At 73.8% G+C, this 12,988-nt stretch carries 13 protein-coding genes; 5 read left to right on the top strand and 8 right to left on the bottom strand.

Annotation, left to right across the window (positions count from 1 at the left end; translation table 11 throughout):
- Positions 1-40: 40 nt before the first annotated feature.
- The 4 genes from Dsi01nite_RS38985 to Dsi01nite_RS38970 form a co-directional block, all read right to left on the bottom strand.
- On the bottom strand, positions 41-946 hold the full coding sequence (locus Dsi01nite_RS38985; protein ID WP_203851411.1) for a DnaJ C-terminal domain-containing protein: 906 nt from the start codon (positions 944-946) through the stop codon (positions 41-43).
- Positions 939-1,418, bottom strand: a complete 480-nt coding sequence (locus tag Dsi01nite_RS38980) for a nucleotide exchange factor GrpE (RefSeq protein WP_203851410.1) — start codon at positions 1,416-1,418, stop codon at positions 939-941. The genes Dsi01nite_RS38985 and Dsi01nite_RS38980 overlap by 8 nt, the downstream gene beginning before the upstream one ends.
- Before the next feature lie 4 nt (positions 1,419-1,422).
- Positions 1,423-3,273, bottom strand: a complete 1,851-nt coding sequence (gene dnaK / locus Dsi01nite_RS38975) for a molecular chaperone DnaK (protein ID WP_203851409.1) — start codon at positions 3,271-3,273, stop codon at positions 1,423-1,425.
- 110 nt (positions 3,274-3,383) lie between these two features.
- Positions 3,384-4,331, bottom strand: coding sequence for an acetamidase/formamidase family protein (locus tag Dsi01nite_RS38970; RefSeq protein ID WP_203851408.1), 948 nt, complete (start codon positions 4,329-4,331; stop codon positions 3,384-3,386).
- 173 nt (positions 4,332-4,504) lie between these two features.
- On the opposite strand from Dsi01nite_RS38970, the gene Dsi01nite_RS38965 reads away from it, so the two are divergent.
- Complete coding sequence (locus Dsi01nite_RS38965; protein WP_203851407.1) at positions 4,505-4,903, top strand: ATP-binding protein; 399 nt, start codon at positions 4,505-4,507, stop codon at positions 4,901-4,903.
- A 65-nt stretch (positions 4,904-4,968) separates the two neighbouring features.
- Entirely contained in the window at positions 4,969-6,075 is a 1,107-nt protein-coding gene (locus Dsi01nite_RS38960) for a MerR family transcriptional regulator (protein ID WP_203851406.1), read from the top strand.
- A gap of 46 nt (positions 6,076-6,121) precedes the next feature.
- Here Dsi01nite_RS38960 and Dsi01nite_RS38955 read toward each other — a convergent pair whose 3' ends face one another.
- From Dsi01nite_RS38955 to Dsi01nite_RS38945, 3 genes are all read right to left on the bottom strand, one after another.
- On the bottom strand, positions 6,122-6,925 hold the full coding sequence (locus Dsi01nite_RS38955; RefSeq protein ID WP_203851405.1) for a hypothetical protein: 804 nt from the start codon (positions 6,923-6,925) through the stop codon (positions 6,122-6,124).
- Positions 6,926-7,021: 96 nt separating this feature from the next.
- On the bottom strand, positions 7,022-8,551 hold the full coding sequence (locus Dsi01nite_RS38950; RefSeq protein WP_203851404.1) for a serine/threonine-protein kinase: 1,530 nt from the start codon (positions 8,549-8,551) through the stop codon (positions 7,022-7,024).
- A 97-nt stretch (positions 8,552-8,648) separates the two neighbouring features.
- Positions 8,649-9,608: an AraC family transcriptional regulator gene (locus Dsi01nite_RS38945; RefSeq protein WP_203851403.1), complete on the bottom strand. Its 960-nt coding sequence runs from the start codon at positions 9,606-9,608 to the stop codon at positions 8,649-8,651.
- A gap of 91 nt (positions 9,609-9,699) precedes the next feature.
- On the opposite strand from Dsi01nite_RS38945, the gene Dsi01nite_RS38940 reads away from it, so the two are divergent.
- Positions 9,700-10,500, top strand: a complete 801-nt coding sequence (locus tag Dsi01nite_RS38940) for an SDR family oxidoreductase (RefSeq protein ID WP_203851402.1) — start codon at positions 9,700-9,702, stop codon at positions 10,498-10,500.
- On the top strand, positions 10,497-10,895 hold the full coding sequence (locus Dsi01nite_RS38935; RefSeq protein WP_203851401.1) for a DUF4345 family protein: 399 nt from the start codon (positions 10,497-10,499) through the stop codon (positions 10,893-10,895). The genes Dsi01nite_RS38940 and Dsi01nite_RS38935 overlap by 4 nt, the downstream gene beginning before the upstream one ends.
- Before the next feature lie 113 nt (positions 10,896-11,008).
- Here the strand turns inward: Dsi01nite_RS38935 and Dsi01nite_RS38930 are convergent, their stop codons facing one another.
- Positions 11,009-12,208 carry a trans-2-enoyl-CoA reductase family protein gene (locus tag Dsi01nite_RS38930; RefSeq protein ID WP_203851400.1) on the bottom strand — a complete coding sequence of 400 codons (1,200 nt, stop codon included), beginning with the start codon at positions 12,206-12,208 and terminating at the stop codon, positions 11,009-11,011.
- Positions 12,209-12,321: 113 nt separating this feature from the next.
- Between Dsi01nite_RS38930 and Dsi01nite_RS38925 the strand changes: the two genes are divergently transcribed.
- A complete protein-coding gene (locus Dsi01nite_RS38925) occupies positions 12,322-12,972 on the top strand; it encodes a hypothetical protein (protein ID WP_203851399.1) in 651 nt (216 codons plus the stop codon).
- Positions 12,973-12,988: the final 16 nt, after the last annotated feature.

The following is a 12,988-nucleotide window of genomic DNA, read 5'->3' as shown; positions in this document are numbered from 1 at the left end:
ACGTACGCGATCGGCGGCGGCGCCGCCCACAGCGCCGCGCTCAGGCCTCCCGCGGGTTGAACCGGGACGCCTCGCCGAGCTCCTCGAACAGCCGGCGCTCGGGCTCGGTCAGCTTCGGCGGGACCATGATCTTGACCTCGGCGTACAGGTCGCCGGGACGGCCGCGCGGGTTGGGCAGGCCCCGCCCGCGCAGCCGGAGCCGGCGCCCGGACGACGTCCCCGGCGGCACGTCGACGCGGACCCGCCCGCCGGGCGTGTCGAGGGGCACCGGCCCACCGAGGGCCGCCTCCCAGGCCGCCACCGGCAGGTCGAGCACGACGTCGCGGCCCTCGACCCGGAACCGCGGGTGCGGCGCGAGGCGGACGACCAGGTACAGGTCGCCGGACGGGCCGCCGGCGACACCGGGGTTGCCCTGCCCGGCGAGGCGGATCCGCTGCCCGTCGACGACCCCGGCCGGCACGTTCACGTCGTAGTGGCGGGGGCTGCCGTCCGGGCCCGGGAGGGTGACCTGCCGGCGGCCGCCCCGGAACGCATCCTCGACGCCGATCGTGATCGTGGCCTGGGTGTCGGCGCCGGGAACCGGACCGGCGCCACCCGGACCGTGCCGGCCGCCGCCGCCGAACATGCTGCCGAGCAGGTCCTCCAGGTCCACGTCGACACCCTGAAACCCGCCGCCCTGAAATCCTCCTCCGCCCTGAAATCCTCCGCTCGGAAAGCCCGCGCCCTGCCTGACCCGGGCCGCCCGGTCAAACTTGGCCCGGCGCTCGGGATCGGACAGCACGTGGTAGGCCTCGTTGATCTCCTTGAAGCGTTCCTCCGCGCCGGGTTCCTTGTTGATGTCCGGGTGCTGCCGGCGGGCCAGGGTCCGGTACGCGCGCTGGATCTCCTCCGGTTTCGCGTCCCTGGCCACGCCGAGCACCTGGTACGGGTCGCGGTTCTCAGCCACCGTCCCGACCCGCTTCCGGGTGCACCGCCAGATCGGCCGGCGCGCTCACCGCGACGACCGCCGGCCGCAGCAGCCGCTCCCCGTCGCCGAACCCTGGACGCAGCACCCGCACGACCGTGCCCGGTGGCGCGTCGCTGTCGCGGACGACCTCGGCCGCCTCGTGCCGCACCGGGTCGAACGGTTCGCCGACCTCGCCGACCGGCTCGAAGCCGAGCCGGGCGAGGATGCTCAGCGCCTGGTCCCGCACACCTGCCACGCCCTCCAGGATGGTGCTCGGGTCGGCGTCGCCGTGCTGGAGCGCCAGGTCGAGGTTGTCCAGCACCGGCAGCCACGCGGCGGACACGGCGAGCCGCTCCTCCTGCCGCTGCCGCGCCGACTGGCGTTCGGCCCACTTGCGGGTGTTCTCGACGTCGGCGGCGGCCCGCTGCCAGCGCTCGGTGAGCTCCGCGACGTCCTCGTTGACCTCGGCCACGGCGTCACCCCGTGTTGAAGTCGGCGTCGATGACGTCGTCGGCGTCCTGCGGGGCTTCCCGGTTTCCGCCGCCGCTGCCGAGCGCCAGCGCCGCCTGCCGCAGGTCCTCCGTCAGCTGGCGCAGCCGCGGCGTCGGCGCCTGCTCCCGCACCGCCTGCCGGGCCTCCTCCACGAGCATCGTGGCCCGGGCCCGCTCGTGCTCCGGCACGTCGCCGCGCTCCTGCAGGCCGCGTTCCAGCTGATACGCGGAGCCGTCGAGCTCGTTGCTGGCGTCGACCCGCTGGCGGATCTGCTGGTCCTCGGCCCGGTGCTCCTGCGCCTCGCGGACCATCCGCTCGACCTCGGCGGTGTCCAGGGTGCCGCTCTCGGTGATGGTGATCTGCTGCTGCGCGCCGGTGTCCTTGTCCTTCGCCGACACGTTGAGGATGCCGTTGGCGTCGACGTCGAAGGTCACCTCGACCTGCGGGGTGCCGCGCGGGGCGGGGCGGATGTTCTCCAGCCGCATGCGGCCCAGGACCCGGTTGTCCGCGGCGCGTTCCCGCTCGCCCTGCAGCGCGACGACGTCGACGGCGGGCTGGTTGTCCTCGGCGGTGGAGAACACCTCGGCCCGGCGGGTCGGGATCGTCGTGTTGCGGTCGATGACCTTCGTCATCAGCCCGCCGAGGGTCTCCACGCCCAGCGACAGCGGCGTCACGTCGAGCAGGACGACGTCCTGCACGTCGCCCTTGAGCACGCCGGCCTGGATGGCCGCGCCGAGCGCGACGACCTCGTCGGGGTTGACGGTCATGTTCGGTTCCTTGCCGCCGGTGAGGCGGCGCACGAGGGCCTGCACGGCCGGCATGCGGGTCGCCCCGCCGACCAGGATCACCTCGTCGAGGTCGCCGGCGGTGACCTTCGCGTCCTGCATCGCCTGCTTGACCGGACCCATCGTCCGCTCCAGCAGGTCGTGGGTCAGCTCCTCGAACGTCGCGCGGGTCAGTGTCGTCGTGAGGTGCTTGGGCCCGGTCGCGTCGGCGGTGATGAACGGGAGGTTCACCTGCGTCTGCGTCACCGACGACAGCTCGATCTTGGCGCGTTCGGCGGCCTCCGTGAGCCGCTGCAGCGCCTGCGGGTCGGTGCGCACATCGATGCCGGTCTCCTGCTGGAACTGCCCGGCGATGTGCTCCACGAGCCGGTGGTCGAAGTTGTCGCCGCCGAGGTGCGTGTCGCCGGACGTGGCCCGGACCTCGACCACCCCGTCGCCGACGTCGAGGATGCTCACGTCGAACGTGCCGCCGCCGAGGTCGAACACGAGGACCGTCTCGTGGCCCTTCTTGTCCAGCCCGTAGGCGAGGGCCGCCGCCGTCGGCTCGTTGATGATCCGCAGCACCTCGAGGCCGGCGATCTTGCCCGCGTCCTTGGTCGCCTGGCGCTGCGCGTCGTTGAAGTACGCCGGGACCGTGACGACCGCCTCGGTCACCTTCTCCCCCAGGTGCTTCGCCGCGTCGTCGGCGAGCTTGCGCAGGATCTGCGCGGACACCTCCTCCGGCGACAGCAGCTTGTCCCGCACGTCGAAGCGCACCATGCCGTCGGGCCCCGCGACCACGTCGTAGGTGACGCCGCGGGTCTCCTCGCCGACCTCGTCGAACCTGCGGCCGATGAAGCGTTTCGCGGAGGTGATCGTGCCCTTGGGGTTGAGCACCGCCTGCCTGCGGGCGAGCTGCCCGACGAGCCGTTCGCCGCCGTCGGTGTACGCCACCACGGACGGCGTGGTTCTACTGCCCTCCGCGTTGGGCAGGACGGTCGGCCGCCCACCCTCGAACGCGGCGATCACGGAGTTGGTCGTCCCGAGGTCGATTCCTACAGCGCGTGCCATGTGCGCGTCTCCTCTCGAGCCCTACAGCCGGCATGCCGACTCCAAGGCTCACCGCGCCACCACGGCCCCGTCTCACCCGCCGCGGATGGCCGCCGCGGGTGGCCACTGTCTCAGCCCGGGTCGCGCGAAGCGAAGCTGACGGCGTCGTCGCGCAGGACGGCGTGGACGCCGACGACCTGGTTGACGATCTGCGTGACCCGCAGGTCGACCGCGACGCTGGACAGCGCGACGGCGTCCGCCCGGGTCACCCCGTGCAGGCGCGCCAGGAGGGCGAACATCGACTCCAGCGCGGCGTAGGTGGCGTCGTCGAGGGTGTCGCCGAGGCCCAGCGCCAGCCAGGCGTCGGCGGTGCGGACGACGGGCCCCGGCACCGGGAAGTCGTCGCGCACCCCGAACGTCAGCGTCACCCGGTCCATCGGGCACTCGATCGCGGTGCCGCTGACCTCACCGTCGCCCTGGGCCGCGTGCCCGTCGCCGGCGGAGAACAGCGCGCCGTCGACGGGGATCGGCAGCAGCAGGGTGGTCCCGGCGACCAGTTCCTTGCAGTCGATGTTGCCGCCGTGCACGCGCGGCGGGATCGTCGAGTGCTCGCCGGGTTCGGCCGGCGGCATGCCCATCACGCCCAGGAACGGGCGCAGCGGCACCGCGTGGCCGTGCTGGTTGCGGCCGGTCATCGCGGCCGGGTCGAGCGTCCAGGCGTGCACGACGCCCTCGGTCTCCAGGTGGTACCGCCGGTTCGGGCCGCTCGGCCAGCCACCCGCGACCGTGGTCCCCCAGGTCTCCGGGACGACCGCGTCGACGCGGACCTCGAGCGTCTGGCCGGCCTTCGCCCCGAGCACCTCGATCGGGCCGACCAGCGCGTGGCCGTACCCCGGGCGGTGCTGCGGCACGCGTGGCCGGTCGGGCGGGTGCTCACCGGCGTAGGGGCCGGCCGACCACCAGCAGTCGAGGGTCCGGAAGGTCACGCTGTCGCCGGGCCGCACGGTCAGCACCGGCGGGTAGTCGGGCGAGAAGTAGCCGTGCAGCGTCCGGTCGTCGGGTTCCAGCACGTGTTCCACGATGTCGCAGTAAACCAGAGGGCGTGCTCGATAGGGGCGGCGCGGGGCGATCGCGACATCCCGGACCCCGGGGGCCCCTGAGCGGGTGATGCATGACCCGTCCCGGCCGGTCCCGGGTGCCATGATGGTGGCCGGGACCACGCTCGGGTGACGTGAGGGGTGGGGTGAGCTCGATGGCACTGTTCGAGGCAGACACTTCCGGCACCTCCGACACGCTGTCCTACGGCGAGGCCGAGGACCTGGGCGCGGTCCGGGCGTTCGTGCGCCGGCACGCGCTGGCGCTGGGCATGTCGGAGGCCCGGACCGAGATGCTGATGCTGGCGGTCAACGAGCTGGCGACCAACACGGTGCAGCACACCACCGGCGGCGGCCGGGTCCGGGTGTGGACGGACGCCGGGCACATCGTGTGCGACGTCGTCGACCAGGGACCGCCGCGGACGTTCCAGCGGCAGATGCCGCCGGCGGACGCGGTGCGCGGGCGGGGGCTGGCGATCGTGGAGCGGGTCTGCGACCACGTCGCCTCGGTCAGCGGCCCGGACGGGACCACGGTCCGGCTGCGCCTGCACCTCTGACCGGCGTTCAAACCGGTGACGCGGGACTTGTCCCTCACGCGGCGTCATGCCACATAGTCGGGGGCGTGGAGGAGCACCTGACCGTGGGACATGTGGCCGAGCTGGCCGGCGTCACCGTCCGCACCCTGCATCACTACGACGAGATCGGCCTCCTGCAGCCGTCCACGCGGACCCCGGCCGGATACCGGGCGTACTCGGCGGACGACGTGGAGCGGCTGCGGGAGGTGCTCGCCTACCGGCGGCTGGGCTTCGGGCTGCGCGAGATAGCGGACCTGGTCGACGACCCCACCACCGACGCGGTCGCGCACCTGCGCCGCCTGCGCGGCCTGCTGGTGGACCAGCGCGATCGCGCCGCGGCCATGGTGACGGCCATCGACAGGGAACTGGAGGCACGAGCGATGGGCATCAGGACGACACCGGAGGAGCAACTGCGGGTGTTCGGCGCGCGACTGTACGACACCATCGGATCCGCCTACCCGGCGACGCGGCGCACCGAGCCGCGGATCGCCGCGCGCATCTGGGCCGCGCTGGGCGACGCTCGGACGGTGCTCAACGTCGGGGCCGGCACCGGCTCCTACGAACCCCCCGACCGGGACGTCACCGCGGTGGAACCGTCGGCGGTCATGCGGGCGCTGCGCCCCGCCGGTGCGGCGCCGTGCGTGGCCGCATCCGCGGACAGCCTGCCGTTCGAGGATCAGTCCTTCGACGCCGCGATGGCCGTCAGCACCGTGCACCACTGGCCGGACCCGATCGCCGGGTTGCGGGAGCTGCGGCGGGTGGCCCGCCGCGTGGTGGTGTTCACCTACGACGCCGCCTCGCACCAGCGGTTCTGGCTCAACCGCGACTACCTGCCCGAGTTCGCCGGCCTGGTGGTCGGCGGACCCGCACTGGACGACCTGACCCGGGCGATCGGCGGACGGGCCGAGCCGCTGCCCGTCCCGTGGGACTGCGCCGACGGCTTCTTCGAGGCGTACTGGCGCCGCCCCGAGGCGTACCTGGACGAACACGTGCGCCGCGCGGTGTCGGTGTGGACCAGGGTCGGCCCGCAGGCCGAGCAGCGCGCGGTGCGGAAGCTCCACGCGGACCTGTCCTCCGGCGTGTGGGCCGAGCGCAACGCCGATCTCGCCGAACTCGACGCGGCGGACCTCGGTCTCCGGCTGCTCGTGGCCTGAAGACAGGGGCCGCCACCGCCGTCGCGGTGCGGCCCCTGCGCGTGGATCAGGCGAACTGGGCGAGCAGCGCCGGCGGTGCCGGCTGCACCTCGGCGGCGGCGGGCTTGTTGATCGTGACCGGCTTGCCGAAGTCACTGAACGTCGTCGTCGCCGTCGTCGCCGGGATCTGGCCGGCCGCGGGCGTCTTGACGATCAGCGAGGTGACGTAGCCGTCCGCGCCGACGGTCGCCTCGAAGGGCACCGACTGCGCCGCGTTGCCCAGCTGCTGGATCAGGGCCGCGCTGGACGCCGGGAGGTTGCGCTTGGTCATGTCGATCGTGCCCTTGAACGTGCCGGCGCCGGTCCGCTCGATCGTCACGATCGCGTCGGCGAAGCCCTTGACGTTGGCCGGGTCGTCAGGGTTGCCGAGGCCCAGCTTGCTCAGCGACGTCTTGCTGCCGTCGACGTACATCCACTTCTTCGGGTCGACACCCGGAATCGGCAGGTTCATCTTCAGGTACACGTCGGTGCCGACGATGATGACATCGGTCGTGATCTGCTGCCCCTGCGCGCTGATGGTCAGCGAGCCGCTGTTGGCCTTCTTCGCCGGGTCGCTGGAGCCGGTCATCTTGACGTTGGCCGCGACGCCCGAGTCGGTGGTCACCGAATAGGTCGTGGTCACGCCGTTGAACTTGGCGAACGCCGTGGCCAGGTCGGCGCGCGGGTCGGCCGACGGTGACGCCGCCGCGCTGGTCGATCCGTTGGCCGCCGGCGCGGCGGCGCCGCTGTCGGTCTTGCTGCCACAGGCCCCGGTGACGGCGAGCGCGCCGGACAGCACCAGGGTGAGCAGGACACTCCTGCTGGACTTCATGTGTTCCTCCCCGTTGGGCGGCTCCGTGCCGCCCCGGCGAGGATAGCCACACCCTGCCACGCGGCCACACCGGGTTTGTTCGACCGGCCCGCGGGCTCAGATCGTCCCGACGACCGCCGACGGCACGCCGAGCTTGCAGGTAACCTGCATCCGCACGGTGTGTTCGGCGCTCTTGAACAGGATCCTCGCCGGGTTGGCCGGCCCGGCGTCGACCCGTTGGACCTGATACGTCTCCGCCGGCTCCCACGAGAGCAGCTGCGCCAGGTCGCCGGTGGTGCAGGTGGCCAGGACGCTGCCGCCCATCGACGACAGGGTCCGCTGCTGGGGTGAGGGCGGGTCGGACGGCGTCGGCGGCGCGGTGGTCGGCGCCGGGTTGCCGCCGGTCGGCTGCGGGGCGGGCCGGGTGGCTCCGCCGGTCGAGCCCCCGGTAGCGGGCCCGCCACCGGCCGTGGTCGGACCGGTGCCGGCGGAGGGAACGACCGCGGTCGTGGCGGACGGCGCGGCGGCACTCGGCGCACCCGTCCCGGTCGGCGACGACGACGCGGCGGCGGTGGCGGTGCGCTGCTGCGCGGGCGGACCGGTGCTGAACGCGGCCGCGACCAGGCCGGCGGTGACCAGGGTGGCCACGGTGGCGGACGTCACCACCACGGCCCGGCGGCGGGCCGGCCTGGTGCCGGTCGAGGCGGTGGCACGGATGCCCGGCGGCGGGATGAGCACGGCCGACGGCTCGCCGTCCGTGGCCGGGGCGGCCGCCGCGTGCGCCCGCTCGTCGGCGACGACCCGCAGGCCGGCCGCCGCGGCGAGGACCGCCGCCACCTCGGGCGCGTCCGGCCGCAGCGCCGGGTCCTTGCGCAGGCAGCGGTGGCACAGGTCGATGACCTCGTCGGGCACGCCGGGCAGCGGCGGCAGCGGCTGCGGCTCCGTGTACACGTGCGCGACGAGCAGCTGCACCGTGTTGTCGACCTGCCACGGCAGCTGACGGGTGAGCAGCTTGTACAGCAGCATGCCCAGCGCGTACACGTCCGAGGCCGGCGCGACGGCGTCGTCGGTGAGCCGCTCCGGCGCCAGGTAGGACGGGGTGCCCAGCACCTCCGACGGCAGGTCACCGTCGCCGCTCGGGGCGGCGGACGCGGCGATGCCGAAGTCGACCACCTTGGCGCCGCTCTCGGTCACGATCACGTTGGCGGGTTTGATGTCACGGTGGACCAGGCCGGCGGCGTGCGCGGCGGTCAGGGCGGCGGCCACCTCGGCACAGATCCGGAACGCGACCCGCGGCTCGACCGGCCCGGCGGCGATGCGCTGCTCGAGGTTCTGCCCGCGGACCAGCTCCATCACCACGTAGGGGACCGTCCGACCGTCCTCCTCGGCCTCGCCGTAGTCGTGCACCTGGGCGACGTTCGGGTGCGAAAGGGTCGCGGCGGTCCTGGCCTCGGCGCGGATGCGGCGCAGGGACTCGGGCTTGGCGGCGTGCTGTCCGGCCAGCATCTTGACCGCGACCAGGCGCCCCAGCACCTCGTCCGTCGCCGACCACACCACGGCCATCCCACCGCTGCCGAGCTGGTCTTCCAGCCGGTAGCGACCACCGAGCACCCGCTGCTCCTGCACGTCCGGCTGCCTCCCGAGCATCGACGTCTCCCGCACGCCGTATCCTGCGGGAGTTTCCACCCTGGCGCCAGTCCGAGGCCCGAGCCTACATTTGTATGGAGGCAAACACCTAAGGGTCTCAGTCGACCAGGCCGGCGCGGACCGCGCGGACCGCTCCGGGCGCGACGCCGAACGTGCGGCTGAACGCCCGGGAGAACGCGGCCTCCGAGGCATACCCGAAGCGGTGCGCCACCTGCGACAGCGGCTCCGGCGACTGCTGCAGGTGGGTGTGCGCCAGCTGCATGCGCCACTGCGTCACGTACTGCATCACCGGCTCGCCGAGCAGCGCGGTGAACCGGGCCGAGAACGCCGAGCGCGACATCGCCGCCTCCCGGGCCAGGGACTCCACGCTCCACGGCGCCTCCGGTGCGCGGTGCATCGCGGTGAGGGCGCGGCCGACATGCTCGTCACGCAGCGCCGCCAGCCAGCCCTGGTGGGCCTCGGGCGCGGTGTCCAGCCAGCCCCGGATCGCCTGCACGACCAGCACGTCGGCGAGGCGGGTCAGCACCGTCTCGCCGCCGGGCCGCAGCGCGGTCGCCTCGCCGGCGATGAGCTGCAGGGTGCTGTGCAGCCAGCCGCCGTCGTCGTCCCACGCGTCGACGTGCAGGACCGGTGGCAGCTGCGCGACCAGCCGCCGGGCCGGGACGTGGTCGCAGCGCAGCACGCAGTAGGTGACCCGGGTCAGCGCGCCCCCGCCGCCGTGGCGCAGCAGCTCGTATCGCTCGCTGACCCGCTCGACGGGGATGTCGAACAGCGGCGTGGCCCCCGGGTGGCCCGGTCCACTGTGGACGCGGTGCGGGGTGCCGTGCGGGATCAGCGTGAGACCGCGCGGGCGCAGCGTCCGCGGCGGCTCGCCGGCGACCTCCAGGACGGCCTCGCCGGCCGTCACGACCAGCAGCGCCATCAGCCCATCCAGGGCCGGCACGTCGATCGCCCACGGCGCGGTCAGCTCCGAGCGGCAGTAGAGGGTGCCGGTGAGGCGCAGCAGGTGCAGTGCCTCACCGAGCGGGTCCGCGGCCGGCGGAAGGATCGTCGTCACCACATCATCGTCCACCATATTGGACGATCTGCAAAGACTTCAGGTGCTCTGATGATTCAGAATCTCGCTGGTACCGGTGAGGCTGGACCACATGACCACACTCGTCACCGGCTCGACCGGCAAGACCGGCCGGCGGATCGTTCGCCGCCTCACCGACCTCGGCCACCCCGTCCGCGGCGCCTCCCGCCGCACCGACCCGCCGTTCGACTGGGAACGGCCGGAGACCTGGCCGGCCGTCCTGGACGGCGTCGGGGCCGCCTACGTCACCTACCACTCCGACCTCGCCGCGCCCGAGGCGCCCGCGGCCATCGAGGCGTTCACCAAGGCCGCCTCGGCGGCCGGCGTCCAGCGGCTGGTGCTGCTGTCGGGCCGCGGCGAGCACCACGCCGAGAGCTGCGAGGACATCGTGCGGGAGTCCGGGCTCGGCTACACCCTGATCCGCTCGGCCTGGTTCGCGCAGAACTTCGGCGAGGGCGAGCTACGCCAGGGCGTCCTCGACGGCGCCGTCGTCCTCGCCGCCGGGACCGTCGCCGAGCCGTTCGTCGACATCGAGGACATCGCCGACATCGCCGTCGCGGCGCTGCTCGACGAGCGGCACGCCGGCCGCCTGTACGACGTCACCGGCCCGCGCCTGCTGACCTTCGCCGAGGCGGCCGAGGAGCTCGCGGCCGCGTCCGGCCGGCCGGTGAGCTACGTGCCGGTCACCGTCGAGGAGCTCCGGGCCGCCCTGGCCGGGCACCCGCAGGCCGACCTGTTCGCGGACCTGTGCGCTGAGGTGTTCGACGGCCGCAACTCCAACCTGGGCACCGGGGTCCGTGACGCGCTCGGCCGCCAGCCGCGCGACTTCGCCGACTACTGCCGCGCCGCGGCGGCCGCGGGAGCCTGGCGGTGATCCGGCGGATCCTGCTGTCCGTGGCGGGGCTCGTCGCCGTCGCCGTCGGTGCGGCCAGCCTGTTCGCGCCGGTGGCGTTCCACCGCCAGTACGGCATCAGCATCGGCGCCGACGCGAACCTGCTCAGCGAGACCCGGGCGGCCGGCGGTGCGGTCCTCGCGGTCGGCGTGCTGCTGCTCGTGGGGGCGTTCGTCGCCCGGCTGGCGTTCGCGGCGGCGCTGTCCGGTGCCGTGTTCTACCTGGCCTACGCCCTCGCCCGGGGGCTGTCCGTCGCGCTGGACGGCACCCCCGCCGGCGGCCTGGTGCTCGGCGGGGTGGTGGAGCTCGTCCTCGGCCTGGCCTGCGGTTACGTGCTCTACCGCGACGCGGGCCGGCAAAGGCCCGCGGTGCTGTAGCGCGGTGCGGCCAGGACCCGCGGTGCTGGAACGCGCCGCGGGCCGGCCGAGGTTCGCGGTGCTGACGGGTGCGGCCGCCGTGGTCGTGCTCGGGGTGATCGGAACGCGCCGCTTCAGCGCGGCGCGGGCCACTCCAGGTCCGGGTCGACCGGTTCGGCGTAGTCGACGCCGGGGACGTCGAAGCCGTACAGGCCGCGGAACTGCGCGCGGAACCAGTCGACGTCGGCGACCTCGGCGATCGTCTCCGGGGTGATCGCGCGCCAGCGCTCCGCCACCGCGGCCTGCACGGCCGGGTCCAGCTCCCACCGGTCCAGCCGCAGCCGGCCCTGCTCGTCGAGGTCGAACGGGACCGCGCCGGTCAGCTGGTCCCACAGTCGCACCGACTGCTCGACCGGCGACTGCAGCGCGTCGCCGAGCGTGGCGTGCAGCAGGCTCACGTAGAGCGCGATGCCCGGGATCGCGGTCGACGCCTGCGTGACGGCCGCGCCGTTGACCGACGTCAGCGCGCGGCCGTCGACGGCGGCGAGCCGCTCGTCGAGCTCGCGGGCGGTCCGCTCCAGGTGCACCTTCGCGGCGCCGATCGTGCCGTCGCGGTAGATCGCCGACGTCAGGCTCGACCCGATGTAGGACAGCGCGACGGTGCGGAACCCGGTCCGCAGCAGGTTGCGCTCCTGCAGGTCGGCGACCCAGCGGGACCAGTCCTCGCCGCCCATCACCTGCACCGTGTCGGCCGCCTCCGCCTCGTCGGCGGGCTGGGCGGTCACGTCCCGCAGGATCGGGGTGCCGTCGCCGTCGAACTCCAGGGTCCGGGTCGTGTGCGCGGCGCCGATGGGCTTGATGACCGACTGGTACGTGGTGCCGGTCCGCGGGTCGGTCCGGCGCGGCGCCGCGACGCTGTACACCAGGAAATCGAGCTGACCGAAGCGCTTCTCGATCAGGTCCAGCACCTCGGCCTTGGTGGTGTCGGCGAACGCGTCGGCGTTGACGAACGTGAAGTCGCTGCCGGCCTCCGCGGCGACCGCGTCGGTGGCGATCGTGCGATACCAGCCGGCGGTCCCGGTGCGCCGCCCCGGCGGCCGCTCGAACGCGACGCCGACCCCGTGGATGCCGTGCCGCCGCAGGCCGGCCAGGGTGGCGGCCAGGCCGTAGCCGGCGCTGGAGCCGATCACCAGCGCCACCGGCCGGTGCTCCGGCAGCCGGGCCGGGGGCGGGATCTGCGCCACCATGTCGGCGACGCTCCGGAAGCAGCCGGTCGGGTGCGCGTCCAGCAGCAGGAACCCTCGCCCGGTGGGACTGACGACACGTGCGGCCACGGTGCTCCCTCTCGATCATCGGCTGGTGCCGTCCATCCTGTCACGCCCGCCGCGGAGTCCGATTTCCGGCAGCGGGCGTGTGATCGGCGTGTGTCACTGCCTACGTTGGCGGCGTGGACCTCATCGCCAGCGCGGACGTCAGCGCCGACAACATCCTGGACTATTCGGTCACACCGGCGTGCCAGGTGTACGTGATCGCCGAGCACATCGTGCGCGTCCCGCGCTGCCAGGTCCTCGCCGTGGCGAACCTGTCCAACCACCAGCCGCCGCCCTACCCCTTCCCCCGGGTGCCCTCGGCCCCCGCGAACCTGCGGGCCGGCGCGCACGCCTCGGTCGGGTTCCGCGACGGTGGCACCGGGGTCTGGGACCACACGGTCTACGCCCGTGGCGAGTCGGACGACTGCCGTGCCGTGAGCTTCCGCGTGTTCGTGGAGCAGGGCTGGGCCGCCGTCACCGGGCTGGTGTTCCAGACCGGCATGGTGCTGCCCCGCTACGACCGGATCGTGCTGGAGGCGCACCGGATCGTCTTCGACGCCATCACCGGGCTCATCGTCTTCAGCGTGACGACCTCGCGGGCCGGTGAGGCCGGCGACGACGACACCGACCCCGACGACTACGCCCTCACCACCGCCCGGGAGCTCACGCCGGACGGCACCCACCTGCGGGTCCGCGCCCTCGACCGGCCGCTGCCACCGGGTCGCAGCTTCCGCGTCGACCCGGACACCGGCGCCGTCATCGAGGTGCGCAACCGCGCTCAGCGGTAGCCGCCGCAGCGGGGAT

Source organism: Dactylosporangium siamense, from assembly GCF_016862795.1.
GTDB classification, from domain to species: domain Bacteria; phylum Actinomycetota; class Actinomycetes; order Mycobacteriales; family Micromonosporaceae; genus Dactylosporangium; species Dactylosporangium siamense.
Note: the sequence above shows the minus strand (reverse complement) of the source record. Positions and strands in the feature narration are given on the sequence as shown.

Bases quoted from the DNA above. Each gene is read 5' to 3' on its own strand.
- Dsi01nite_RS38955 (WP_203851405.1), bottom strand. From the start codon at position 6,925: ATGAAGTCCAGCAGGAGTGTCCTGCTCACCCTGGTGCTGTCCGGCGCG.
- Dsi01nite_RS38965 (WP_203851407.1), top strand. From the start codon at position 4,505: ATGGCACTGTTCGAGGCAGACACTTCCGGCACCTCCGACACGCTGTCC.
- Dsi01nite_RS38940 (WP_203851402.1), top strand. From the start codon at position 9,700: ATGACCACACTCGTCACCGGCTCGACCGGCAAGACCGGCCGGCGGATC.
- Dsi01nite_RS38950 (WP_203851404.1), bottom strand. From the start codon at position 8,551: ATGCTCGGGAGGCAGCCGGACGTGCAGGAGCAGCGGGTGCTCGGTGGT.
- dnaK (WP_203851409.1), bottom strand. From the start codon at position 3,273: ATGGCACGCGCTGTAGGAATCGACCTCGGGACGACCAACTCCGTGATC.